Source organism: Streptomyces sp. NPDC021749 (assembly GCF_040640655.1).
Lineage (GTDB): Bacteria > Actinomycetota > Actinomycetes > Streptomycetales > Streptomycetaceae > Streptomyces.
Genome location: NZ_JBFACE010000011.1, coordinates 18,847 through 42,167 on the forward strand (window position 1 = coordinate 18,847; position 23,321 = coordinate 42,167).

The 23,321-nt window shown below is 70.6% G+C and carries 25 protein-coding genes, 1 tRNA gene and 1 riboswitch; of the genes, 19 read left to right on the forward strand and 7 right to left on the reverse strand.

What is annotated here, in order from left to right; all coding sequences use genetic code 11:
* Positions 1-279 precede the first annotated feature (279 nt).
* The 6 genes from AB0G35_RS13355 (at position 280) to AB0G35_RS13380 (ending at position 4,968) form a co-directional block, all read left to right on the forward strand.
* Positions 280-1,737 (forward strand): amino acid permease, encoded by a 1,458-nt coding sequence (locus AB0G35_RS13355; protein WP_360947948.1) that lies wholly within the window; start codon positions 280-282, stop codon positions 1,735-1,737.
* A gap of 78 nt (positions 1,738-1,815) precedes the next feature.
* Entirely contained in the window at positions 1,816-2,241 is a 426-nt protein-coding gene (locus AB0G35_RS13360) for a M67 family metallopeptidase (protein WP_360947950.1), read from the forward strand.
* A 131-nt stretch (positions 2,242-2,372) separates the two neighbouring features.
* Entirely contained in the window at positions 2,373-2,546 is a 174-nt protein-coding gene (locus AB0G35_RS13365; protein ID WP_199816418.1) for a putative leader peptide, read from the forward strand.
* Positions 2,547-2,692: 146 nt separating this feature from the next.
* The gene (locus AB0G35_RS13370; protein WP_360947952.1) at positions 2,693-2,971 is read left to right on the forward strand and encodes a MoaD/ThiS family protein; all 279 of its coding nucleotides are present in this window, start codon (positions 2,693-2,695) and stop codon (positions 2,969-2,971) included.
* Between the two features lie 2 nt (positions 2,972-2,973).
* Positions 2,974-3,924 (forward strand): cysteine synthase, encoded by a 951-nt coding sequence (locus tag AB0G35_RS13375; RefSeq protein ID WP_360947954.1) that lies wholly within the window; start codon positions 2,974-2,976, stop codon positions 3,922-3,924.
* Positions 3,925-4,215: 291 nt separating this feature from the next.
* Entirely contained in the window at positions 4,216-4,968 is a 753-nt protein-coding gene (locus AB0G35_RS13380; protein ID WP_360947956.1) for an MBL fold metallo-hydrolase, read from the forward strand.
* Positions 4,969-5,072: 104 nt separating this feature from the next.
* Here AB0G35_RS13380 and AB0G35_RS13385 read toward each other — a convergent pair whose 3' ends face one another.
* Positions 5,073-6,326 carry a PTS transporter subunit EIIC gene (locus tag AB0G35_RS13385; protein WP_360947958.1) on the reverse strand — a complete coding sequence of 418 codons (1,254 nt, stop codon included), beginning with the start codon at positions 6,324-6,326 and terminating at the stop codon, positions 5,073-5,075.
* A gap of 234 nt (positions 6,327-6,560) precedes the next feature.
* Positions 6,561-7,874 (reverse strand): PTS transporter subunit EIIC, encoded by a 1,314-nt coding sequence (locus tag AB0G35_RS13390; protein WP_360947960.1) that lies wholly within the window; start codon positions 7,872-7,874, stop codon positions 6,561-6,563.
* Between the two features lie 251 nt (positions 7,875-8,125).
* Here AB0G35_RS13390 and AB0G35_RS13395 point away from each other — a divergent pair, with 251 nt between their 5' ends.
* The 4 genes from AB0G35_RS13395 to rdgB all read left to right on the forward strand — a co-directional run bounded on the left by AB0G35_RS13395 (position 8,126) and on the right by rdgB (position 10,610).
* Positions 8,126-8,365 (forward strand): PTS glucose/sucrose transporter subunit IIB, encoded by a 240-nt coding sequence (locus AB0G35_RS13395; RefSeq protein WP_261951214.1) that lies wholly within the window; start codon positions 8,126-8,128, stop codon positions 8,363-8,365.
* A gap of 119 nt (positions 8,366-8,484) precedes the next feature.
* A complete protein-coding gene (gene rph, locus AB0G35_RS13400) occupies positions 8,485-9,216 on the forward strand; it encodes a ribonuclease PH (RefSeq protein ID WP_360947962.1) in 732 nt (243 codons plus the stop codon).
* Positions 9,217-9,496: 280 nt separating this feature from the next.
* Complete coding sequence (locus tag AB0G35_RS13405; protein ID WP_360947964.1) at positions 9,497-9,895, forward strand: hypothetical protein; 399 nt, start codon at positions 9,497-9,499, stop codon at positions 9,893-9,895.
* Between the two features lie 79 nt (positions 9,896-9,974).
* Positions 9,975-10,610: an RdgB/HAM1 family non-canonical purine NTP pyrophosphatase gene (gene rdgB, locus AB0G35_RS13410; protein ID WP_360947966.1), complete on the forward strand. Its 636-nt coding sequence runs from the start codon at positions 9,975-9,977 to the stop codon at positions 10,608-10,610.
* 62 nt (positions 10,611-10,672) lie between these two features.
* On the opposite strand, the gene AB0G35_RS13415 is transcribed toward rdgB, so the two are convergent.
* The 3 genes from AB0G35_RS13415 to AB0G35_RS13425 form a co-directional block, all read right to left on the reverse strand.
* Positions 10,673-10,756 (reverse strand) — tRNA-Leu (locus tag AB0G35_RS13415).
* Positions 10,756-11,187: an HNH endonuclease gene (locus AB0G35_RS13420; RefSeq protein WP_360947968.1), complete on the reverse strand. Its 432-nt coding sequence runs from the start codon at positions 11,185-11,187 to the stop codon at positions 10,756-10,758. The genes AB0G35_RS13415 and AB0G35_RS13420 overlap by 1 nt, the downstream gene beginning before the upstream one ends.
* 375 nt (positions 11,188-11,562) lie before the next feature.
* On the reverse strand, positions 11,563-13,101 hold the full coding sequence (locus AB0G35_RS13425) for an MFS transporter (RefSeq protein ID WP_360947970.1): 1,539 nt from the start codon (positions 13,099-13,101) through the stop codon (positions 11,563-11,565).
* A 336-nt stretch (positions 13,102-13,437) separates the two neighbouring features.
* On the opposite strand from AB0G35_RS13425, the gene AB0G35_RS13430 reads away from it, so the two are divergent.
* The gene (locus AB0G35_RS13430) at positions 13,438-13,944 is read left to right on the forward strand and encodes a hypothetical protein (protein WP_360947972.1); all 507 of its coding nucleotides are present in this window, start codon (positions 13,438-13,440) and stop codon (positions 13,942-13,944) included.
* A gap of 38 nt (positions 13,945-13,982) precedes the next feature.
* A complete protein-coding gene (locus tag AB0G35_RS13435) occupies positions 13,983-15,218 on the forward strand; it encodes a HAMP domain-containing sensor histidine kinase (RefSeq protein ID WP_360947974.1) in 1,236 nt (411 codons plus the stop codon).
* A 58-nt stretch (positions 15,219-15,276) separates the two neighbouring features.
* On the opposite strand, the gene bcp is transcribed toward AB0G35_RS13435, so the two are convergent.
* Positions 15,277-15,744, reverse strand: coding sequence for a thioredoxin-dependent thiol peroxidase (bcp, locus tag AB0G35_RS13440; protein ID WP_360947976.1), 468 nt, complete (start codon positions 15,742-15,744; stop codon positions 15,277-15,279).
* A 179-nt stretch (positions 15,745-15,923) separates the two neighbouring features.
* On the opposite strand from bcp, the gene AB0G35_RS13445 reads away from it, so the two are divergent.
* From AB0G35_RS13445 to AB0G35_RS13455, 3 genes are all read left to right on the forward strand, one after another.
* The gene (locus AB0G35_RS13445) at positions 15,924-16,241 is read left to right on the forward strand and encodes a DUF3618 domain-containing protein (protein WP_360947978.1); all 318 of its coding nucleotides are present in this window, start codon (positions 15,924-15,926) and stop codon (positions 16,239-16,241) included.
* Between the two features lie 176 nt (positions 16,242-16,417).
* Positions 16,418-16,720, forward strand: a complete 303-nt coding sequence (locus AB0G35_RS13450) for a co-chaperone GroES (protein ID WP_052287519.1) — start codon at positions 16,418-16,420, stop codon at positions 16,718-16,720.
* 76 nt (positions 16,721-16,796) lie between these two features.
* Positions 16,797-16,864: riboswitch (guanidine-III (ykkC-III) riboswitch) on the forward strand.
* Between the two features lie 31 nt (positions 16,865-16,895).
* The gene (locus AB0G35_RS13455; protein ID WP_360947980.1) at positions 16,896-17,216 is read left to right on the forward strand and encodes a multidrug efflux SMR transporter; all 321 of its coding nucleotides are present in this window, start codon (positions 16,896-16,898) and stop codon (positions 17,214-17,216) included.
* Between the two features lie 28 nt (positions 17,217-17,244).
* Here the strand turns inward: AB0G35_RS13455 and AB0G35_RS13460 are convergent, their stop codons facing one another.
* Positions 17,245-19,446 (reverse strand): transglycosylase domain-containing protein, encoded by a 2,202-nt coding sequence (locus AB0G35_RS13460; RefSeq protein WP_360947982.1) that lies wholly within the window; start codon positions 19,444-19,446, stop codon positions 17,245-17,247.
* Between the two features lie 292 nt (positions 19,447-19,738).
* On the opposite strand from AB0G35_RS13460, the gene AB0G35_RS13465 reads away from it, so the two are divergent.
* From AB0G35_RS13465 to AB0G35_RS13480, 4 genes are all read left to right on the forward strand, one after another.
* Entirely contained in the window at positions 19,739-20,536 is a 798-nt protein-coding gene (locus AB0G35_RS13465; protein WP_360947984.1) for an ABC-2 family transporter protein, read from the forward strand.
* 82 nt (positions 20,537-20,618) lie between these two features.
* The gene (locus tag AB0G35_RS13470) at positions 20,619-21,383 is read left to right on the forward strand and encodes an ABC transporter permease (RefSeq protein WP_360948231.1); all 765 of its coding nucleotides are present in this window, start codon (positions 20,619-20,621) and stop codon (positions 21,381-21,383) included.
* A gap of 56 nt (positions 21,384-21,439) precedes the next feature.
* Positions 21,440-22,471, forward strand: coding sequence for an ATP-binding cassette domain-containing protein (locus tag AB0G35_RS13475; RefSeq protein WP_360947986.1), 1,032 nt, complete (start codon positions 21,440-21,442; stop codon positions 22,469-22,471).
* A 54-nt stretch (positions 22,472-22,525) separates the two neighbouring features.
* Positions 22,526-23,248, forward strand: a complete 723-nt coding sequence (locus tag AB0G35_RS13480) for a DUF1707 domain-containing protein (RefSeq protein WP_360947988.1) — start codon at positions 22,526-22,528, stop codon at positions 23,246-23,248.
* Positions 23,249-23,321 lie beyond the last annotated feature (73 nt).

Genomic DNA, 23,321 nt, shown 5'->3' on the forward strand with positions numbered 1-23,321 from the left:
AGCGGAGGCTCAAATCCGGATAACGATCGCGTCACACCCAGCCGGGTAGTGCACTGTCATTCACCCCTCTTGTCCGTATTTGCCGGGCGTGTGACGTATCTCATCCCTAGGCGATCAAGTTAACGCCGTGATAAATGTTCACGACCTGCCGCGAGTGACGCCACCCTTGTCGCCGCGGGAGCGCTGAGCCGGCCGACCGTCGGCGTGCAGGACTCCATCCGGGGGGATCGGGACCCGATCCGGACAGACCGGGTCGGTATGGAGAAAGGCGCACCACTCATGACCTCTGTGCAGGTCGACAAGCAGCACGACGGCAACGAGGCAGCTGGAAAGGCCCCAGAAGAGGGCTACCAGCGGGGTCTGGGCAACCGGCAGATCCAGATGATCGCCATTGGTGGCGCCATCGGTACGGGCCTTTTCCTGGGAGCAGGGAAGGCCATTTCGATGGCCGGGCCGAGCATCATCCTCGCCTACGCCATCGTCGGTCTGGTCATCTTCTTCATCATGCGGGCCCTGGGCGAACTGCTCATGTACCGGCCCGTTTCCGGGTCTTTCTCGGAATACGGCCGGGAATTCCTCGGCCCGTTCATCGGCTTTGTGACCGGCTGGACGTACTGGCTTTTCTGGGTCGTCACCGGCATTACCGAGGTCACCGCCGCGGCCACCTATGTCCAGTACTGGAACAAGGGCATACCGCAATGGGTGTCGGCGCTGGTCTTCACCGTCGCGCTCTTCGGGATCAACCTGATCTCGGTGAAGCTCTTCGGTGAGCTCGAATTCTGGTTCTCGATGGTCAAGGTCACCGCGATCATCGGCATGATCCTGATCGGCCTCGGCGTGATCACCCTCGGCTTCTCCGACGCCGGTGACACCGCCTCGTTCAGCCTGCTCTGGTCCCACGGCGGGTTCTTCCCCAAGGGCATCGGCGGCACGCTGATGACGCTGCAGATCGTGATGTTCGCCTTCCTGGCCGTCGAACTCGTCGGCGTCACCGCCGGTGAGGCGACCAACCCGAAGAAGGTCCTGCCGCAGGCGATCAACACCGTGCCGTGGCGGATCGGCCTCTTCTACATCGGTGCGCTGATCATCATCCTGTCCGTGGTCAGCTGGACGGCCTTCAAGCCGGGCGTGAGCCCCTTCGTCGCCGCCTTCCAGCAGATCGGCCTGCCCGCCGGCGCCGGCATCGTCAACTTCGTCGTGCTGACCGCCGCGCTCTCCTCGGCCAACTCCGGTATGTACTCCACCGGCCGGATGCTGCGCGACCTGGCGCTCAACGGCCAGGGCCCGAAGTTCTTCACCAAGCTCAGCAAGAACGGCCTGCCCACCTGGGGCACCGGTGTCTCCGTCGCGATGATGCTGGCCGGCGTCTGGATCAACTACCAGTGGCCCGGCGACGCGTTCAACTACGTCGTCTCCTTCGCCACCATCTCCGGTATGTGGGCCTGGATCGTCATCCTGCTCTCGCAGCTGCGCTACCGGGCCAAGGCGAACCGCGGTGAGCTCCCGCAGTCCGAGTTCAAGGCCCCCGGCAGCCCGTACACCTCGGTGTTCGCGCTGGCCTTCATCGGCATGGTGATCGTGATGATGGGTCTCGACCCGGACGCCCGGATCTCGCTCTACGCGGCCCCGGTCTGGGCGCTCATCATGGGCGTCGGCTACCTGTGCATCCAGCGCAAGAACGCAGCCAACGCAGCCAACGCCGCCAACGCCGCCGACGCCCCGGCGAACCAGGGCTGACCGACCGCCTGTCCAGCATGCGGGCCGGCGCGTACCACTCTTCGGTACGCGCCGGCCCGCGTGTCTATTCTTGGCGCCATGCTGACCCTCACCAAGGCCGTCTACGACCAGATCGTCGAGCACGCCCGCCAGGACCACCCCGACGAGGCCTGCGGCGTGGTCGCGGGCCCGGCCGGCAGCGGCCGCCCCGAGCGGTTCATCCCGATGCTGAACGCCGCCCGCTCACCCACGTTCTACGAATTCGACTCCTCGGACCTGCTCAAGCTCTACCGCGAGATGGACGACCGGGACGAGGAGCCGGTGATCATCTACCACTCGCACACCGCCACCGAGGCCTACCCCTCGCGCACCGACATCTCCTACGCCAACGAGCCGGGCGCCCACTACGTGCTGGTCTCCACCGCCGACACCGACGACGCCGGGCCGTTCCAGTTCCGCTCGTTCCGGATCGTCGACGGCACGGTCACCGAGGAAGAGGTCGAGGTCGTCGCGGAGTACTCCTGACCGCCCGGAAAGCGCGCCCGGGCGGCCGGACGGCCGGCGCGGGAAGATCGCGTCCCAACTGGCGTACACCAACCGTCCGCATGGTGGGACGTGGTTCCAATACCCGGACCGGGAATCGATACGATGCCCGCATGGTTGACCACGACGTGAGCGAGAAGAGGCCGGGCATGCTGCTGCTCGCTCCGCTCGCCACGCGTCGCTCCGCATCGGCCCTGCTGGGCGCGTTCGGCTGCGGAGCCGCACGGCTGCACGTCGATCTGTGCCGCCTGTCCAGCGCCATCTGTCCGCGCTGCGCCGCCGGCTGACCCGGCCCGCCCGGGCGCGCGGCGCGCGCCACCGGCACCCGCCACTCCGCACGTCCCGCGTCCCCCGTCGCCCACCCGGCCGACCCGCCGCCGTGCAACGGGACGCACCGCACCGCCACCGCACCCACTCCCACAGGAGCACTCCCATGGCCATCGAGGTCCGAATCCCCACCATCCTGCGCACCTACACCGACGGTCAGAAGGCCGTCGAGGGCAACGGCGAGACCCTCGCCGACCTCTTCGCCGACCTCGACAGCCGGCACGCGGGCATCCGCGAGCGCCTCGTCGAGGGCGAGCAGCTGCGCCGCTTCGTGAACGTCTACCTCAACGACGAGGACGTGCGCTTCCTGGAAGGCATCTCCACCAAGCTGGCCGACGGCGACAACGTGACGATCCTGCCGGCCGTCGCCGGCGGAATGGTCTGAGCGTGCGGTACGACTCCCCGCTGGCGGCGGTCGGGAACACCCCTCTCGTCCGCCTCCCGCGCCTCTCGCCCTCCGAGGACGTCCGTATCTGGGCGAAGCTGGAGGACCGCAACCCCACGGGCTCGGTCAAGGACCGCCCGGCGCTGCACATGATCGAGCAGGCCGAGAAGGACGGCCGGCTCACCCCCGGCTGCACGATCCTGGAGCCCACCAGCGGCAACACCGGCATCTCGCTCGCCATGGCGGCCAAGCTCAAGGGCTACCGCATGGTGTGCGTCATGCCGGAGAACACCTCTTCCGAGCGGCGCGAGCTGCTCGCCATGTGGGGCGCCGAGATCATCTCCTCGCCCGCGGCCGGCGGCTCCAACACCGCCGTCCGGGTCGCCAAGGAGCTCGCCGCGGAGCACCCGGACTGGGTGATGCTCTACCAGTACGGCAACCCCGACAACGCCGGTGCGCACTACGCCACCACCGGCCCCGAGATCCTCGCCGACCTGCCCTCGGTCACCCACTTCGTGGCCGGCCTGGGCACCACCGGCACCCTGATGGGCGTCGGCCGCTACCTGCGCGAGCAGGTCCCCGGCGTCCAGATCGTGGCCGCCGAACCGCGCTACGACGACGTGGTCTACGGCCTGCGCAACCTCGACGAGGGCTTCATCCCCGAGCTGTACGACGAGTCGGTGCTCACCACCCGCTTCTCGGTCGGCTCCGAGGACGCGGTACGCCGCACCCGTGAACTCCTCGCCGAGGAAGGGATCTTCGCCGGCATCTCGACCGGCGCGGCGCTGCACGCCGCGATCGGCGTCGGCCGGAAGGCGGTCCGCGCCGGAAAGAGCGCCGACATCGTCTTCGTCGTCGCCGACGGCGGCTGGAAGTACCTCTCGACCGGTGTCTACACCGCCGAGTCCACCGAGGCGGCGATCGCCACCCTGCACGGGCAGCTCTGGGCGTAGCGGTACCGCCGCCGGGTCGTTCCAGCGGGGGCTGGGGCGGCCGCGGCGGCGGGCGGCACAGGCCCTCGGGGGCCGCTTGCGGCGGGCGTCGTACGGCCGTGCGGGCGGTCAGCCCGGACTGGTGATTCCAACCACAGCTCGCCCCGCCGGAGGAGCCACCGGACCTTTTGCGCCTTACGCTCGGGGGCACCGCACAGAACGCCCAGACCCGGCAGCACCCGGCAAGGCCCCGCCGGGAGTACCCGCACGGACCGCCGGCCGCCGCCCCCGCCCACGGAGGTTCACCCCCGTATGAAGCTCACTGTCGTCGGATGCTCGGGGTCGTTCCCTTCCACGGAATCGGCCTGTTCGAGCTACCTCCTGGAGGCCGACGGCTTCAGGCTGCTCCTCGACATGGGCAACGGCGCCCTGGGCGAGCTGCAGCGCCACTCCGGCCTGTACGACCTGGACGCGGTGCTCCTGTCGCACCTGCACGCCGATCACTGCATCGACCTGTGCGGCTACTTCGTGGTGCGCTACTACCGCCCGGACGGCGGCCGGTGCGGCCCGATGCCGGTGTACGGACCGGCCGGCACCGAGCGGCGGCTCACGGTCGCGCACGCCGACGTGCCGCACGACGGGGCGATGAGCGAGGTCTTCGACTTCCGCACGCTGACGCCCGGCACGTTCACCGTCGGGCCGTTCACCATCCGCACCGAGCGGGTCAGACACCCGGTGGAGGCGTTCGGCTTCCGCATCGAGCACAACGGCCGGTCGCTGACGTACTCCGGCGACACCGGGCCGTGCGAGGCGCTGGACTCCCTGGCGGCGGGCAGTGACGTCTTCCTGTGCGAGGCGTCGTTCACCTACGGCAAGGAAGACATCCCGGACCTGCACCTCAACGGCCGGGAGGCCGGCGAGCACGCCCGGCGGGCGGGGGCCGGCCGGCTGGTGCTCACCCACATCCCGCCGTGGACCGACCCGGAGATCAACGTCCGCGACGCGCAGAAGGTCTACGACGGGCCGGTCGAGGTCGCCCGGGCGGGCGCGGTCTACGAGATCTGAGCGGGGCGGACGACGGCGGACGCCGCGCACGACAGGGCCCCGGAACCAGTTGTGGTTCCGGGGCCCTGACGTGTCGAGACGCGGCGCCCGTGGGCGCGGGCGACCTACGCCTTCGTGAGGTCCTCGACCTCCTCCTCGGGCTCCCGGCCCGGGGTGGTGAGGTTGAACTTGCTGATCGCGAACCGGAACAGCACGTAGTAGACCACCGCGAAGGCCAGACCGATCGGGATGATCATCCAGGGCTTGGTGGCGAGGTTCCAGTTCAGCGCGTAGTCGATGAAGCCCGCCGAGAAGGTGAAGCCGTCGTGCACGCCCAGTGCCCAGGTCAGCGCCATCGAGACGGCGGTCAGCACGGCGTGGATGGCGTACAGCACCGGGGCGATGAACATGAACGAGAACTCGATCGGCTCGGTGATGCCGCAGACGAACGAGGTCAGCGCCAGCGAGATCATCATGCCCAGCACGGCCTTGCGGCGCTCGGGGCGGGCGGCGTGCGCGATGGCCAGCGCGGCGGCCGGCAGACCGAACATCATGATCGGGAAGAAGCCGGACATGAACTGGCCGGCGGACGGGTCGCCGGCGAAGAAGCGGCCGATGTCGCCGTGCGCGACCTTGCCGGCGGCGTCGGTGAAGTCACCGAGCTGGAACCACGAGACGGTGTTGACGAACTGGTGCATGCCGATCGGCAGCAGCGCCCGGTTGATCAGGCCGAAGAGGCCGGAGCCGGCCGCGCCGAGCCCGGTCATCCACTGGCCGAAGCTGGAGATGGCGCTGCCCACCGGCTCCCAGACGAGGAGGAAGAGCACGCCGACGGCGGTGCCGACGAACGCCATGATGATCGGGACGAGCCGGCGGCCGTTGAAGAAGCCCAGCCATTCCTTCAGCTTCTTGCGGTGGTAGCGCTGCCAGAGCACCGCGGTGAGCAGACCCATGACGATGCCGCCGAGGACGCCGGGGTTGTTGAGGACCGGCTCGACCCACTTGCCCTTCTCGATGTGGCCCTCGGTGACCGGGAACGCCTTGAGGACGTTGCTGTAGACCAGGAAGCCGACCAGGGCGGCGAGTGCCGTGGAACCGTCGGACTTCTTCGCGAAGCCGATGGCCACGCCTATGCAGAACAGCATCGGCAGGTTGTCGAAGACCGCGCCACCGGCCGCGGCGAAGACCTTGCTGACGTCGATCCAGCCCAGGCCCTTCTCGCCGAAGACGTCCGGCTGGCCGAGGCGGTTGAGGATGCCCGCGGCGGGCAGTACGGCGATCGGCAGCTGGAGGCTGCGGCCGATCTTCTGCAGGCCCTGGAAAAGGCCGGAGCCCCGCTTCTTCGCGGGGGCCGCCTTCGTGGCGGTGGCCGAACTCATCGGATTCCTCCTGGTGAAGCGGGCATACGAAGGGGGGAGGCCCGCTGGTTGGTCTACACCTTGGTCTACACCACCGGTGGTTTAGACCATTCTTAGCATGTAGCCCGGGCATAAAGGAATCCATTCTTCCAAGTGGTGTGGACCACAGGGAACCCGGCCCCCGAAGACGCCCTGCTCACCGGCCCGCCGGGGCTTTCACGCGCCCTTCCGGACCGCCGGGGGAAGCGTCCGCGCCTACTTCACGTTCTCCCGCTCCATCGCGTCCCCCACCTCGTCCGGCTCGCGCCCCGGCGTCTGCAGATCGAATGCCGTGATCGCGAAACGGAAGACGGCGTAGTAGACCGCCGCGAAACACAGCCCGATCGGAATGATCAACCAGGGCTTCGTCGCCAGCCCCCAGTTGATGACGTAGTCGATCAGACCGGCCGAGAAACTGAAGCTGTCGTGCACCCCGAGCGCCCAGCTCACCGCCATCGACGCACCCGTCAGCACGGCATGCATCGCAAACAGCAACGGCGCGACGAACAGGAACGAATACTCGATCGGCTCGGTCACCCCGGTCACGAACGACGTCAGGCCGACCGACAGCATCATCCCCGCGATCTCCTTGCGCCGGTGCGGCTTCGCGCAGTGCGCGATCGCCAACGCCGCCGCCGGCAACGCGAACATCATGATCGGGAAGAAACCCGTGGTGAATTGCCCGGCATGCGGATCGCCCGCCAGGAAACGGTTGATGTCACCGTGCACCACCGTCCCGTCCGGCTTCGTGAAACTGCCGAACTGGAACCACACGAACGTATTCAGGAACTGGTGCAGCCCGACGACCAGCAGCGCACGGTTCGCCACCCCGAAAATGCCCGCACCCCACGAACCCAGCGCCGACAGCCACTCACTGAAACTCGTCAGCGCATCCCCGACCGGCTGCCAGACGAAAAGGCACACCACTGCGAACACCAGGCCGACGAAGGCCATGATGATCGGGACCAGCCGCCGGCCGTTGAAGAACCCCAGCCAGTCCACCAGCTTCACCCGGTGGAAACGCTGCCAGAGCCAGGCCGTCAGAAACCCCATCACAATGCCGCCGAACACCCCCGGATTCTGGAAAGCGGCCTGCGTCACCACCGCCGTCCGGTCCACGCACACCCCGCTCCACAAACCCGCCTGGGTATACGTCTGGCCGGCCGCGCAGCCCGACGGAAACGCGTGCAGCACCGAGAAATAGACCAGGAACCCCGCCACCGCCGCCAGCGCCGTCGAACCGTCCGCCTTCTTCGCCATACCGATCGACACCCCGACGCAGAACAGCAGCGGCAGCCCCAGCCCCGAATCCAGCAGCGCCCCGCCCGCCGCCGCGAACACCCGGCCCACCGCGTCCCAGCCCAGCCCCTTCGCGCCGAACACATCCGGCTGCCCGAGACGGTTGAGGATCCCCGCCGCGGGCAGGACCGCAATCGGCAACTGCAGGCTCCGCCCCATCTTCTGCAGCGCCCGGAAGAGGTCCGACCCCCACTTCCTCCTCGGCTCCGCCGCCGCTGCGTCCGCACTCATCCGCGCCGTCCTCCCGGCAGCCGCCCCGTCGACGGCCGGCCCGCTGCGTACCGCATACTGGTGGTGTAGACCACTTGACGGCGATCGCCTCGCGTGCGCCCGCCGTCGCGTGATCACCGTCCCGGTGATCGCCCACCCGGTGATCGCCATCCTTCGCCAGCGGGCCGACAAACGCCCACATAGTTGGGCTGAACGTGCGTTACGGTGTGAAAACCGCACGGCGGAACCGCCGGCGGCCGAGACAAGCAGGAGTGGACATGGCCAGCAAGGCTGAGAAGATCGTCGCCGGCCTCGGCGGACTCGACAACATCGAAGAGGTCGAAGGCTGCATCACCCGCCTCCGCACCGAGGTCTCCGACGCCTCCCTCGTCGACGAGGCCGCCCTCAAGGCCGCCGGCGCCCACGGCGTCGTCAAGATGGGCACCGCGATCCAGGTCGTCATCGGCACCGACGCCGACCCCATCGCCGCCGAAATCGAAGACATGATGTGAGGACCTGAGCCCGCCGGGCCGGCCCCCGCACCGCGCCCCGCTCACCCTCCCCAAGGCCCCGCCCCCGGACGCCCCCGCCCGGAACGGGGCCTTCACCATTCCCCGATAGGGTCTACGCCATGTCTCGCATCGACGGCCGCACCCCCGAACAGCTCCGCCCCGTCACCATCGAACGCGGCTGGAGCAAGCACGCCGAAGGCTCCGTCCTCATCGCCTTCGGCGACACCAAAGTCTTCTGCACCGCCTCCGTCACCGAAGGCGTACCCCGCTGGCGCAAGGGCACCGGCGAGGGCTGGGTCACCGCCGAGTACTCGATGCTGCCCCGCTCCACCAACACCCGCGGCGACCGGGAATCCGTCCGCGGCAAGATCGGCGGCCGCACCCACGAGATCAGCCGCCTCATCGGCCGCTCGCTGCGCGCCGTCATCGACTACAAGGCCCTCGGCGAGAACACCATCGTCCTCGACTGCGACGTCCTCCAGGCCGACGGCGGTACCCGCACCGCGGCCATCACCGGCGCGTACGTGGCGCTCGCCGACGCCGTCACCTGGGCCCAGAACCACAAGCTCGTCAAGCACGGCCGCAAACCGCTCACCGGCACCGTCTCCGCGGTCAGCGTCGGCATCGTCGACGGCACCCCGCTCCTCGACCTCTGCTACGAGGAGGACGTCCGCGCCGAGACCGACATGAACGTCGTCTGCACCGGCGACGGCCGCTTCGTCGAGGTCCAGGGCACCGCCGAGGCCGCCCCCTTCGCCCGCCACGAACTCAACGCCCTCCTCGACCTGGCCGTCAGCGGCTGCACCGAACTCGACGCCATCCAGCGGACGGCGCTGGAGGGCACACGCTGACGCGCGGGACGGCGCCGGCGGGCACGCGCTGACGCACAGGACGGCGCCGGCGAACACGCGCTGACGTCACGGGAACGGGCGACGGACCGCGGGCAGCGGGGCCCTGCCGTCTTCCCCGCGCCCGGATCACGCCAATGTCAGGCGGTCCGGCGGCCGGATCATGCCGCCGCCGGACCGCCGGGCAACCAAACAGCCCCCGCCCCGCGTTTCCTCCTTTGCCTGCACATGACCTGGGGCGCCTGCCCCGGCTCATGCCCCGCCGAGGAAGGAAACGCACCCCATGGCCCGCCGCACCCGCCGCCCCGCCCCCATCGCCCTCGCCGCGTTAGCCGCCGCCACCCTCACCGTCCCGCTCCTCTCCGCCTGCGGAGCCGTCCAGAAGGCCGTGGACTGCGCCAAGACCGCGACCTCCGTCGTCAACGCCGTCGACAAACTCCAGCAGGCCGCGGACAACGCCCTCACCGATCCGCAGAAGACCCAGCAGGCGCTCGACAACATCGACAGCAACCTGCGCAAGCTCAGCAAGGAGGCCAACGACCCCGAGCTCTCCAAGGCCATAGACAAGACCAACACCGGCATCAAGAACGCCCGCAAGGACATCGAGAACAACAAGGCCCCCGACATCCAGCCGATCGTCGACGGCACGAGCCAGATGACCAAGATCTGCACCCCGGGCTGACCGGCGGGCCGACCGGTGTACGGCGGCGGTGTCCCGCCCCGGGGGCACCTCCCGGCACCACGCCCGGGATAATCGGCCCATGCAGCCAGAAACCGGCGGACGCCCCGCGACCCCCCGCCGCCTGATCCTCGCCACCCGCAACGCCGGCAAGATCCGCGAGCTCCACGCCATCCTGGACGCGGCCGGTCTCGACGTCGAACTCGTCGGCGCCGACGCCTATCCCGAGGTCCCGGACGTCAAGGAAACCGGCGTCACGTTCGCCGAGAACGCCCTCCTCAAGGCGCACGCCCTGGCCCGGGCCACCGGCCACCCGGCCGTCGCCGACGACTCCGGCCTCTGCGTCGACGTCCTCGGCGGCGCCCCGGGCATCTTCTCCGCCCGCTGGGCCGGCAAGCACGGCGACGACCGGGCCAACCTCGACCTCCTGCTCGCCCAACTCGCCGACATCGCCGAGGAACACCGCGCGGCCCACTTCGCCTGCGCCGCGGCCCTCGCCCTCCCGGACGGCACCGAACGCGTCGTCGAGGGCAAGCTCGAAGGCACCCTCCGCCACGCCCCCACCGGCACCGGCGGCTTCGGCTACGACCCGGTCCTCCAGCCCCTCGGCGAGACCCGCACCTGCGCCGAACTCACCCCGGACGAGAAGAACGCCATCAGCCACCGTGGGAAGGCGTTCCGGGCGCTGGTGCCGGTGGTGCGGGAGTTGTTGGGCTGAGCCGGCCCGCACACACAGAAACGGCCTGCGAACCGTAACCTTCGATTCGCAGGCCGTTCATGTGCGGCGGAAGGGATTCGAACCCTCAAGCCCGATCAGGGGCCACAGATCCTAAGTCTGCTGCGTCGCCGTTGCGCCACCGCCGCTAGCTGCCTGCCATCGTACCGGGAGTCGTCTGCCGCCTTCTGCCTCCCCTGCACCACGTGCTCGTGACCGCGTGGCAGTTGGGGCACAGCAACCGAAGGTTCTCCCGCCGGTTGTCGCGCCAGTCCCCGTTGATGTGATCGACCTCCAACGACATGGGTCTGCCCAGCCACTCGGGCGCGACGCCACACCTGGCGCACCGGTCCGGCACGCCGACTTCGCGAAGCGCGCGGCGCAGGCGCTTGGTTGCGATCCGATGCCGGCCGCTGTGCCGTACCAGCACGTCTTCCGGCTGTTTGGCGTTCGTTGCCCGCTTGCCCCGCTGGTGTGCCTGGCCCAGGAAGTGCGTGGTGGTGAAGCCTTCCTCGGCGATCCACGTGTGCAGTCGGGCGCGTTGTCCGCCGCTGTTCGGCCGGTCCAGGCGGCGTAGCACCTCTGCGAGGGAGGACGACGCAGCGACCGCGGTCTGCAACTCGCCGCGCGTGGGCCGGGCGCGCCTGAAGCCTCTCCCTGGTCCACTTGCCCCCCTCCCGCTCGAAGTGCGACGTGTCGACCCCCAGCTTCTCCATCCGCTCCCGGAGGTAGTTCCGTTTCGCCCCCTTCGGGTCCACCCCCAGCTTCCCCAACGCCTCCGGCAGCGTGCGTGACGACGTCACGGCCGCTTCCAGACGCTCCCGGGTGTACGGACTGACCGGCATTGCTTCCCCCTCGTCCCCGCACCGGGACCGCCCCGGCGCTCGCTCGAACAGAACAACGATCGAACGCCGGGGCGGTTACGCAGCGTCAGGAGGAGAGGTGACAGGCCGGGTCAGAAGCGGGGCTCCTGGGTCTGGGCCGTGATGAGTTCGACGGCTTCCTCCTTGGTGGCCACCGAGGGCGGGGAGCCGTCGAGGGGCTGTTGGGCGGTTTCCTTCATGCAGGCGACGGCGATGACGCCGACGAGGGCGGCGCCCATCGTGTAGTACGCCGGGACCATCACGTTCTGGCCGAAGGCGTCCATGAGGGCGGTGATGACGAGCGGGGTGGTGCCGCCGAAGAGGGAGACCGCGAGGTTGTAGCCGATGGAGAGGGAGCCGTAGCGGACGCTGGTGGGGAACAGGGCGGGCAGGGCCGCGGACATGGTGCCCAGGAGGCAGACCAGGGAGAGGCCGAGGAGGGCCATGCCGAGGCAGACCGTGAGGACGGTGCCCTGTTTGACCAGGAGGAAGGCCGGGATGGCCAGGAGGAAGAAGCCGAGCATGCCGGCCATCAGGAGGGGCTTGCGGCCGTAGCGGTCGTTGAGTTTGCCGACCGAGCTGATGACGCACATCAGGGCGATCATCGTGCCGAGGAGGATCAGCAGGCCGTGGGACTCCTCGTAGTGGAGGGTGTCCGTCAGGTAGGTCGGCATGTAGGAGAGCAGCATGTAGTCGGTGATGTTGTACGCGCCGACCAGTGCGATGCAGAGGATGAGGGTGGGCCACTGCTGGGCGAAGATTTCGCCCAGTTTCTTTTTCGGGGCGTTTTCGGAGAGGTGGGAGAATTCCGCTTCGGCCTCGACGACGGAGCCGGTGGCGTTGTGGGTGTGGGCGGCTTCGAATTTCTGGAAGGCGGGGGTCTCGTCGAGCTTGACCCGCAGGTAGAGGCCGACCAGGCCGAGCGGGCCGGCGATGAGGAAGGGCAGGCGCCAGGCCCAGGAGTCCATCGCGTCGTCGCCCAGCGCGGTGGTCAGGAGCAGGACGATGCCGGCGGCGCCGGTGTAGCCGATGAGGGTGCCGAGTTCGAGGAAGCTGCCGAAGAAGCCGCGCTTCTTGTCGGGGGCGTATTCGGCGATGAAGGTCGAGGCGCCGCCGTATTCGCCGCCGGTGGAGAAGCCCTGGAGGAGGCGGAAGAGGATGAGCAGGGCCGGGGACCAGAAGCCGATGGCGGCGTAGGACGGGATGAGGCCGATGCAGAAGGTGCCCAGGGCCATCATGATCATGGTGAGGGCGAGGACCTTCTTGCGGCCGATGCGGTCGCCGAGCGGGCCGAAGTAGGCGCCGCCGAGGGGCCGTACGAGGAAGGCGACGGCGAAGGTCGCGAAGGACGACAGCAGGCTGGTGGTGGCGCTGCCGCCGGGGAAGAAGACCTTGCCGATGGTGACCGCGAGGTAGCTGTAGATCCCGAAGTCGAACCATTCCATGGCGTTGCCAAGGGCGGCGGCCTTCACCGCGCGTTTGACGACGCGTTCGTCGGTGACGGTGATGTCGGTGCGCCGGAGCCGGGGGTTTCTTCGCCGGGCGACGGCGCGGAAGAGCCACCGGTGGCGTTTGACCGCTTCCCGGTCCTGTTCGGGAGCGCGTTCGGCTTCTGTGCTACCGGTCGGCACGAGGCGGTCCTCTCGGTCGGTCGGCGCGCGGGGCGCGGCGGGTGCGACGGATACGACAGGTGCGCCTGCGCGGTGGCGCGCGGATCAAACCACTCTGGCGGTACGAAGCGATGTACGTCACGTGTGGGTGGGCCGTCCGGGGTGGGTGGGGGCGGATGATCGGGGGTGCGCCAGGGGTGCGGCGGTGCTTGTTACAGGACTGGTACACAGCCGCGCGGTCACCGCAGTATTCGGGCAATCAGCCTGTGTCGCGGGGGCGGGAGAGTGGGGTCGCCGGGCGTGGCAGTCGTGTTTGCTGGTGGGGGTACGGGGTGTGGTCCCCGGGAGGAGATCGTGATGAGCGACCGCGAAGGGTCCCGCTGGGTGCGGGGGCGTACCGCGCTGGTGGCCTTTGTCGTGGTGACGGCGCTGGCGGCCGGCGGGGTGTGGTTCAGCCAGGTGTCGGACCGGGCGTCGGCGGTGGATGCGGCGCCGAAGACGTCGGCGGTGCAGGAGGTCAAGGAGGACGCCAAGCAGTCGGGGGGGCTGCCGGGGGTGCGGGACTGCGGTATCGGGGAGCCCGAGGTGAAGCCGCAGGTGATCACGTTGACGTGTGCGGATGCGGGGATGGTGGCGACCGCGATCACGTGGAAGAAGTACGGGGCGCGGGATGCCCTGGGGGTGGGTGTGGTGCAGGTGGAGAAGACTGCCGCCGGTGGGGGGACGGATTCGGGTTTTCCGGCGACGTTCCGGCTGTACAACCCGAAGCCGGTGGACGGCGGGCTGGCGTTCACGGGTCTTGAGGTGACGTACGAGGGGTCGACGCCGCTCGGGGACACGACGGAGATGTACGACCTCGCGTGATGGGGATTCGAGGCCGGATCGCCCTGGCCATTTCGTGTATGACGGCGCTGGCTGTGGTGGTGCTCGGGTTTGCCGTGCACCACATAGCGGATGCGGAGCGGGAGCGGTCGGCGCGGGCGTATCAGGACGACCGGTTGAGTTCGGCGCTGCAGATCTACGAGCGGGACGGCACGCTGGCGCTGGGTGCGAAGTTGAACGATGCGACGTTGCCGGGGCCGTTGCGGGACGCGGTGTTCAAGAGCCGTTCGGGGACGTATGTGAGCGGTGGTGAGGATCCGCGGGTGTGGGCGGCGACCGGGGTCGGTGACGGCGGTGGGGGCCGGCCGGCGCGGTCGTTGTCGGTGTCGGCGGCGTATCCGGACGATGATCCGGCGCAGGTGGCGCTGGACCGGGCGCTGTTGGTGGCGGGGTGCGGCACGGTCGTGTTGATGGCGGTGGTGTCGTGGTTCGTGGCGCAGCGGTTGTCGCGGCGGTTGCGGCTGAGTGCGGCGGCGGCGCGGCGGATCGCGGCGGGGGAGCCGCCGGATGCGGATGCGCTGGCGAGCAACGGCCGGGACGAGGTGGCCGAGTTGGGCCGGAGTGTGCATCACATGGCGATGTCGTTGGCGGCGCGGGTGGAGGCCGAGCGGGAGTTCACCGCGGATGTGGCGCACGAGTTGCGGACGCCGGTGGCGGGGCTGGTGGCGGCGGCGGAGTTGTTGCCGCAGCCGCGGGCGGTGGAGTTGGTCCGGGACCGGGCGCAGGCGATGCGGCGGCTGGTGGAGGATCTGCTGGAGGTGTCGCGGCTGGACGCGGGGGTGGAGCGGGCGGATCTCGACGCCTGTGAGTTGCCGTCGCTGGTGCGGGGGATCGTGAAGCGGGCGGCGCGGCAGCGTGGGGTGGACGATGTGTCGGTGGCCGTGGAGGGGGAGTCGCGGATCGTGGAGACCGATCGCCGGCGGGTGGAGCGGGTGCTGGTGAATCTGCTGGCGAACGCGGCCAAGCACGGGAAGCCGCCGATCGAGGTGGTGGTGGCCGGGTCGCGGATCGTGGTGCGGGATCACGGGCCGGGGTATCCGGCGGAGTTGTGCGCGGAGGGGCCGCGGCGGTTCCGTACGGCGGCGCCGGAGCGGGGGACCGGGCACGGTCTGGGGCTGACGATCGCGGTGGGTCAGGCGGAGGTGCTGGGGGCGCGGCTGGACTTCGGCGCCGCCGCGGAGGGCGGCGCCGAGGCCGTGCTGGAGCTGCCGGACCGGGCGGCGGTGGCGGTGCCGGTGGCCGCTTCGGGGCCGTAGGGCGGTCTTCCGGGTCGTCCGGGGCTTCCGGGCCGCTCCGGAAGACGCGTCCCGGGGGTTACAGCCCGAGGTCCTTGATGATCTTGGCGACGTGGCCGGTGGCCTTGACGTTGTAGAGGGCGCGTTCGACCTTGCCGTCCTCGTCGACGATGACGGTGGAGCGGATGACGCCGGTGACGGTCTTGCCGTAGAGCTTCTTCTCGCCGAAGGCGCCGTAGCTCTCCAGGACGGACTTGTCGGGGTCGCCGAGGAGGGTGACCTTGAGGTCTTCCTTCTCGCGGAACTTGGCGAGCTTCTCCGGCTTGTCGGGGGAGATGCCGATGACGTCGTAGCCGTGGCCGGCGAGGAGGTCGAGGTTGTCGGTGAAGTCGCAGGCCTGCTTGGTGCAGCCGGGGGTGAGGGCGGCGGGGTAGAAGTAGACGATGACCTTGCGGCCCTGGTGGTCGGCGAGCGAGACCTGCTTGCCGTCCGCGTCGGGCAGGGTGAAGGCGGGGGCGGTGTCGCCGGGCTGCAGTCGCTCGCTCATGGTTCTCCTCGTACGGCGGTGTCAGCGGGATCGGTACGCCTTCGACATTAGCCACCGGGGCCGACAGCCGGGGGCCGTGGGGGCTGCCGGTGCGCGAAACGGGGGTGCTGTGGGGCGCGCGACGGTGTGAGCTGACAGACTGTCCATCACGAATGGCGCGAGACGACGGAGGCAGCGCGGTGGCGGAGGCCAGGACCCCGGCGCAGATCGAGGCGGACATCGTCCGCAGGCGGCAGGAGCTCGCCGTCACGCTCGACGAGATCGGTGTGCGGCTGCACCCGAAGACGATCATGGGTGAGGCGAAGGCGAAGGCGATGGCGGCGGTGGACCGCACGGCCGGGCGGGCGTATGTGGTCACCCACCGTGCGCTCGCGGACGTGCGGGGGCAGCTGGTGTCGGAGGACGGGGCGCCGCGGCTGGAGCGGATCGTTCCGGTGGCGTTGGTCGGGGTGGCCGTGGTGGGGCTGCTGACGCTGCGGGCCAAGCGGCGCGACTGAGCGGCGGCCCGGCCGGGCGGTCGCGCGCCGGAGCGGCGGCGGGGCCGGACGGTGGGCGGGGCGCCGGCGGCCGGGCCGATCCGGGCCGCGGTGCGTGATCGGGGCGCCGGGCCAGGTACGGTCATGGCGTGAGCCCGAATAACACCAAGGACACCCACGACAAGCTCCCGATCCGGATGCTGCACGACCGTGTGCTGGTCCGGACGGACATCCCCGAGGGCGAGCGCCGCTCGTCCGGGGGCATCGTCATTCCCGCGACCGCGGCGGTCGGCCGGCGCCTGGCCTGGGCCGAGGTCGTCGCCGTGGGGCAGAACGTGCGGACCGTCGAGGTGGGCGACCGGGTGCTGTACGACCCGGAGGACCGGGCCGAGGTCGAGGTGCGCGGTGTGGCGTACGTGCTGATGCGCGAGCGGGACCTGCACGCGGTGGCCGCGGAGCGGCTGGAGGGCGCGGAGGACTCGACGGGGCTGTACCTGTAGCCGGTACCGGCGGCGGGTGCGCGGTACGGAATGCGGGCGGTGGCCGGGGTCACCGCCCGTTCCGCTGCCCGGCGCGGCCCGCTTTGCTAGCCTCGAAGGACCCGACGAGACGCGCCGTACCGGGTCAGGACAAGACGACGCACCCCTGTTGAAGCCTGTTCACGGAGGTGCCGTCATGGCGTGGGTCCTGCTGCTGGTCGCCGGTCTGCTGGAGGTCGGCTGGTCGATCGGGATGAAGTTCACCGAGGGGTTCACCCGGCTGTGGCCCAGCGTGTTCACCGGCGCGGGCATCCTGACCAGCATGCTGCTGCTGTCGTACGCGGCCCGGTCCCTGCCGATCGGGACCGCCTACGGGGTGTGGGTCGGTATCGGGGCGGCGGGTGCCGCGGTGGTCGGCATGGTGGTGCTCGGTGAGCCGGCCACGGCGGCCCGGATCTTCTTCATCTGTCTGCTGCTGGTGGCCGTGGTCGGCCTGAAGGCGACGTCCGGCCACTGAGCCGCCCGCCGTACGGGTTTGCCCCGCGTCACATGCCCCATCGGGCGCGCAGCCGCCGGCTCAGTGCGTCGCCGTCCGGGCCCAGGGTGGGGAAGTCGTTCGTGGGCTCGGTGGTGGGCGGCGTCGGTGTCGGGAAGGTGGGGGAGGGCGGTCCGGTGGTCGGCGGGGTCGGCCGGCCGGTGGTCGGGGTGGGCCGGGTCGGGGAGTCGGACGGTCCGGGGGAGGGCTGGTCGGAGTCGTCGGGGGACGGTGAGTCGCTGTCGGAGGGTTCGACCGACGGTGCGGGGTCGGCGCCGTCGGCGAGCTCCAGGTCGAAGTCGTGGACGGGGCGGCCGCGGAGGGCGGCCGCGGTGTAGTCGGCCCAGATCTGGGCGGGGAAGTCGCCGCCGTTGATCCGGTCCAGGCCCGCCGCGCCGTACAGCGGCTCCTGTGCGGCGGTCTCCGGGTGCTGGCCGAGGACGGCGACGACGGTGGCGAGGTCGGGGGTGTAGCCGGCGAACCAGGCCGCCTTGTCCTGTTCGGCGGTGCCGGTCTTGCCGGCGGCGGGCCGCCCGGCGGCCTGGGCGGCGGTGCCGGTGCCGCCGTCGACGACGCTGCGCAGGATGGAGGTGGTGGTGTCGGCGGCCTCGCGCGGGATGGCTTCGGTCGTCTCGCGGTCGGGCAGCTCGATCTCCTCGTCCCCCTTGGTGATCTTGTTGATGAGGGTGTAGGGGCGGCGTTCGCCGTGCCGGGCGAGGGTGGTGTACGCCTGGGTCATGTCCAGGATGCTGGGGGTGGCGGTGCCCAGGGCGATCGCGCCGCGGGAGGCGGCGAGGCCGGGGGCGTCGGCGGGGATGCCGAGGTCGACGGCGGTGTCCTTGACCTGGTCCGGGCCGACGTCGATGCCCATCTGGGCGTAGACGGCGTTGACGGACTTGTCGGTGGCCTCGGTGACGGTGATCGGCCCGTAGGAGCGGTCGTCCTCGTTGGCGGGCGCGAAGCCGGTGGCGTGGCCGTGGCTGACGGTCATCCGCTTGTTGTCGCCGTCGTAGACGGTGTTGGGGGTGATGAGGTCGCCGTCCTGGGTGGTGGCGTGGTGCTGCACGGCGGAGGCGAAGACGAACGGCTTGAAGGTGGAGCCGACCTGGTAGTCGCGGCGGGTGGCGCTGTTGACGTACTGCTTGGCGTAGTCGATGCCGCCGTAGAGGGCGACGACCCGGCCGGTGCGGACGTCGATGGAGGCGCCGCCGGCGCGGACGTAGCCGTCGGGGGTGCGGGAGTCGTCGAGGCGGTCCATCAGGCGGGAGTCGACCGCGTGCACGAAGGCGTTCTGGCGCCGTCGGCTGAGGGTGGTGGTGATGCGGTAGCCGCCGGTGCGCAGGGTGTCCTCGTCGAGGACGTGGTGGTCGGTGAGGTAGTCCTTGACCGCTTCGACGAGGTAGCCGCGCTGGCCGGTCAGTCCGGGCGAGGTGCGGGCGGGGCGGGGCACCGGGAAGCGCATCGCGGCGCGTTCGCCGGGGCTGAGCCACTTCTGCTTGACCATGCCGTCCAGGACGTAGTGCCAGCGGGCCAGGGCGCGCGGGGTGTTCGCGGGGTGGGCGGTGACGTCGTAGACGCTGGGGGCGTTGAGGAGCGCCGCGAGGTAGGCGCCCTGGGCGGTGGTGAGCTGCACCGAGTCGACGCCGTAGTAGGCCTGGGCGGCGGCCTGGATGCCGTAGGCGTTGCGGCCGTAGTAGCTGGAGTTGAGGTAGCCCTGGAGGATGTTGTCCTTGCTGACCCGGCGGTCCAGCTTGACCGCGATGAAGAACTCCTTGGCCTTGCGGGCCAGGGTCTGTTCCTGGCCGAGGTAGTAGTTCTTGACGTACTGCTGGGTGATGGTGGAGCCGGACTGCTTGCCCTTGCCGGTGAGGGTGTTCCAGGCGGCCCGCAGCATGGCGGCGGGGTCGACGGCGGATTCGGAGTAGAAGTCGCGGTCCTCGGCGGCGAGCACGGCCTGCTGCACGGGCTTGGGCACCTGGCCGAGCGTCACGTTCTGCCGGTTGACGTCACCGTCGCGGGCCAGTTCGGAGCCGTCGGAGTAGAGGTAGACGTTGCTCTGTGCCTTGGCGGCGCTGTTGGCGGGCGGGATGTCGACGAGCAGGTAGCCGGCGATCAGTGCGCCGATGACGATCAGCAGGAATCCCAGCACGGTGCCGAGCACCGTGCGCCAGCTGGGCAGCGCGCGCCGCCAGACCGTGCGATGTCCGCTCATGTCGGTATGGACTCCTCGGCCTCCGCCGAGGGTTGTACCGCGGCGGAACGGTGTCGTGTCGGGTGTTGTGCGCCGTACGCCGGAAAAGCACCTGTTGCCCGTGGGGAAACTCTCGCATCATGCGTCCCGTTCAGTGGGGTTGGCGCGCACCCTGTCCCGCCACCGGACCGGCCGAATGGCGCCCATGGGTCACCCGCAAGGGTGGTAATTCGATGGTGCCCGCCGCGCCGACGACTTAGGCTCCGGTGCTTTGTCGTCCGAACGGGAACGAGAACGGGCCGGGTGAGCGTGCGTGTGGTGCGTGGCGGTGGCGGCCGGCAGCTTCCGGCGGTACGCCACCTATCGGGTCGCGACGGCGGCCGGGGTCTTCACCAACACCGTCTTCGGCTTCATCGTGGCGTACACCTTCGTGGCCCTGTGGTCCGAGCGGCCGCATCTGGGCGGCTACGGGCAGGCGCAGGCGCTGACCTTCGTCTGGGTCGCGCAGGCGCTGCTGGCGGCGTCGGCACTGATGGGCGGCGGCGGCCTGGAGGAGCTCCAGGAGCGGATCCGCACCGGTGACGTCGCGGTGGACCTGTACCGGCCGGCGGACCTGCAGCTGTGGTGGCTGGCCGCGGACCTGGGCCGGGCCGGGCTGCAGCTGATCGGCCGCGGGGTGGTGCCGATGGCGGTGGGCGCGCTGGTCTTCCCGCTGGCGCTGCCCGGTGACCTGCTGACCTGGGGCTGGTTCCTGCTGTCGGTGCTGCTGGGCATCGTGGTCAGCTTCGGGCTGCGCTATCTGGTGGCGCTGGCGTCGTTCTGGCTGCTGGACGGCTCCGGGCTGTCCCTGATCAGCGGGCTGGCCTGCATCTTCTTCTCCGGGATGCTGCTGCCGCTGCGGGTCTTCCCCGGCGGCTTCGGGGAGGTCGTCCAGCTGCTGCCGTGGGCGGCGATCCTGCAGGTGCCGGCCGATGTGCTGATCGGCGCGCGCAGCGGCGGCGCGCTGCTGCGCGGGCTGGTGTTCCAGGCGGCGTGGGGCGCGGCGCTGCTGGCGCTGGGCCGGCTGGTGCAGTCCGCGGCGACCCGCAGGGTGGTGGTGCAGGGTGGCTGACGACGGCGGGCGGACCGGGACGCGGGACGGATGGCGGGCGGGGGCCGCCCAAGGGCTGTACGCGTACGGGCTGATCGTGCGGATGTGGGTGCGCTCGACCCTCGCCTACCGGGCGTCGTTCGTGATGATGGCGTTCGGCAACTTCGCCGCCTGCGCGCTGGACTTCGTCGCGATCCTGCTGATGTTCTCGCAGATCGACGCGCTCGGCGGCTTCTCGCTGCCCGAAGTGGCCTTCCTGTACGGCACGTCCGGGCTGTCGCTGGGCCTCGCCGATCTGCTGCTGGGCAGCATGGACCGGCTGGGCCGGCGGGTCCGCGACGGCACCCTCGACGTCCTGCTGCTGCGCCCCGCCCCGGTGTTCGCGCAGGTCGCCGCCGACCGGTTCGCGCTGCGCCGGCTGGGCCGGATCACCCAGGCGCTGCTGGTGCTCGGCTGGTCGGTGACCCGGCTCGACGTGGACTGGACGGTGGGCCGGGTGCTGCTGGTGGTGCTGATGGCGCTGTGCGGTACGGCCATCTTCGGGGCGGTCTTCACCACCGGCGCCGCCTTCCAGTTCTGGGCGCAGGACGCGGCCGAGGTGCAGAACTCCTTCACCTACGGCGGCAATACGCTGCTGCAGTACCCGCCGACGGTGTTCGCCAAGGACATGGTGCGCGGCGTCACCTTCGTCGTCCCGCTGGCCTTCGTCAACTGGCTGCCGGCCCTGCGCCTGCTGGGCCGCCCCGACCCGCTCGGCCTGCCCGGCTGGGTGGACTTCCTCGGCCCCGCCGTGGCCGCGCTGATGTGCGCGGGCGCGGCGCTGGCCTGGCGGTACGGCCTGCGCGGCTACCGCAGCACCGGCAGCTGACGCACCGTCAGCAGCCGTTCCCGTACGACGCCCGACTCCACGGAAGGAAGCGCACGATGACCGCCTCCGACAGCACCGGCCCGGAGCCGCTGATCGACGTCCGCGGCATCGAGAAGGTCTTCTCGGTACGGCGCAAGGCCGGCCGGCTGCGCCGGGTGCGCGAGGAGGTGCGGGCCGTCGACGGCATCACCTTCCAGGTGCCGCGCGGCGAGATGGTCGGCTACATCGGCCCGAACGGCGCGGGCAAGTCCACCACCATCAAGATGCTCACCGGCATCCTCGTGCCCAGCGGCGGCCGGCTGCGGATCGCCGGGATCGACCCCGCGCGCGAACGGACCCGGCTCGCCCGCCGGATCGGGGTGGTCTTCGGCCAGCGCACCACCCTGTGGTGGGACCTGCCGCTCGCCGACTCCTACGAGCTGGTGCGCCGGATGTACCGGATCCCCGACGCCGTCTACCGCGCCAACCTGGCGCGCTGCGTCGAACTGCTCGATCTGGCCCCGCTGCTGGCCGTACCCGTGCGGCAGCTCTCCCTCGGGCAGCGGATGCGCGGCGACATCGCGGCGGCCCTGCTGCACGACCCGGAGGTGCTCTACCTCGACGAGCCGACCATCGGGCTCGACGTCATCAGCAAGGCGAAAGTACGGGAATTCGTCCGCGAGGTGAACGCCGAGCGGGGCACCACGGTCCTGCTCACCACCCACGACCTGACCGACATCGAGCAGCTGTGCCGCCGGGTGATGGTCATCGACCACGGCCGGCTGGTCTACGACGGGGGGCTGGACGGGCTGCGTGCGGCGGCCGACGGCGAACGCACCCTCGTGGTCGACCTGGAACGCGAACTGCCGCCCATCGAGGGCGTTCCCGGCGCCCGTACGGTCCGGGTGGAGGGCCCGCGGCAGTGGCTGGTGTTCCCGGCGGCACAGAGCGCGGCGCCGCTGGTCACCGCGGTCGCCGAGCGCTATCCGCTGGTGGATCTGTCGCTGCGCGAACCGGACGTCGAGTCGCTGATCGCCGAACTGTACGCCCGCGGCGCGACCCGCACCGGGCCCGACCGCACCCCGGACGGCCAGGGCGCCCCGGCCTAGCGGCCCAGCGGAGAACACCGGTCCGCCACCCGCCCCGCCGCTTAGGCTGTCCGTATGACTGACGACCTCCCGGTGCCGCGGGCCTCCGCCGCCGAGCTGCGTGCCTCCGACGCCGACCGTGAGCGGGTCGCCGAGATCCTGCGGGACGCCCTCGCCGAGGGGCGGCTGGACATGGCGGAGTTCGACGAACGGCTGGAAGCCGCCTATCTGGCCCGTACGTACGGGGAGTTGGCGCCGCTCACCGCCGACCTGCCGGCCGCGGCGGCACCCGCCCCGGTATCGCCCGCCCCGGTGTCGCTGCGCAAGGACACCGCCGCGGTGGACTCCTGGGCCGGACGGATCGTCAGCGACGCCCGCGGCGCGACGACGGGCCTGGCGTTCATGGGCGGCTTCCAGCGCAAGGGCCGCTGGACGATCGGCCGCCGTTTCACCGCGGTCTGCTGCATGGCCGGCGGGGAGATCGACCTGCGCGAGGCGGATTTCGCCGCCTCCGAGGTCGTGATCGACTGCTGGGCGTTCATGTCCGGCGTCAACGTCATCGTGCCGCCGGGCGTCGAGGTCGACGTCCGGGGCCTGGGCATCCTGGGCGGCTTCGACTCCCGCGAGGACGGCGTCCCCGGCGATCCCGGCGCGCCGCGGGTGATCGTCCGGGGCCTGGCCCTGATGGGGGCCGTCGGGGTCGAGCGCAAACTGCGCGCGTCCGAAAAGCGCCGCCTGAAGGAGGAACGCCGCCGTCTGAAGGCCGAGGAACGCGCCCGCCGCAAGGAACTCGGCTGACGTCGGGCCCCTTTCGGGGCCCGCCCGGCTCCCGGGCGCCGTCCGCCGGCTGCTCGATGACCGCCTGACCGCG